Raw genomic sequence first — 668 nt, forward strand, 5'->3', positions numbered from 1 at the left:
TCCTGCATGGCCGAGAAAATGAATTGCTCAAATTCTTCTTTGCGGATTTTCCCGCAGCCCGGACAGCCTTTGTTTTCCGTCCGTTTGGTACAGCGGAAATATCCGGTGCTGTTTGGTACATGGGTGGCTTTCAGAGCATACCCACAATGCCCGCATTTGATTTTTCCGGCCAGCCAAGTATTTTTCGGTTTCCGTCCCTGCTGGAAGGTGGTATTTGCCATAAGTTTTTTCCGGCATTTCAGCCATGTGTCAGAGGAAATGAGTGCTTCGTGGGGAGCGATAACAAGTATCTGGTCTTTTAAGCACCTGTCCTTGTCCTCCTTCACATCCCGCCCCTGATAGAGATAGCAGCCGTTTGTTCCGGCAAAGTCGGAAGCGTCATTGACAATCGCTGCGCCCTGGCTCTTGAAAAATTCGTACAGCTCCAAATCGGCCTGTGCGTAAACGGGGTTTCTTAAAAGCTGGGAAAGAAATGTACGGAACATGGATTTGCCATAAATTTTTATGTCATGTTCCTCGAAGTATCGGGTAATATCTCCGAAGGAGGTTTCCGGTTCAGCGTACATTTCAAACATCAGCCGAACATGGTCGGCGGCTACGGGGTCGGCAACCATTTTCTTTGTGCGGATACCCTCTACCACAGTAGGCTCTAACTGATAACCGTATGG

The 668-nt window shown here is 48.8% G+C and carries 1 protein-coding gene; it reads right to left on the reverse strand.

Annotated features, from left to right (window positions below; genetic code table 11):
* Positions 1 to 668: recombinase family protein (locus tag DW965_RS18885; protein ID WP_199681689.1), on the reverse strand; the 668-nt coding region annotated here is incomplete at both ends.

This window comes from Blautia sp. AM47-4 (genome assembly GCF_003479865.1).
Taxonomy (GTDB): Bacteria; Bacillota; Clostridia; order Lachnospirales; family Lachnospiraceae; genus Fusicatenibacter; species Fusicatenibacter saccharivorans.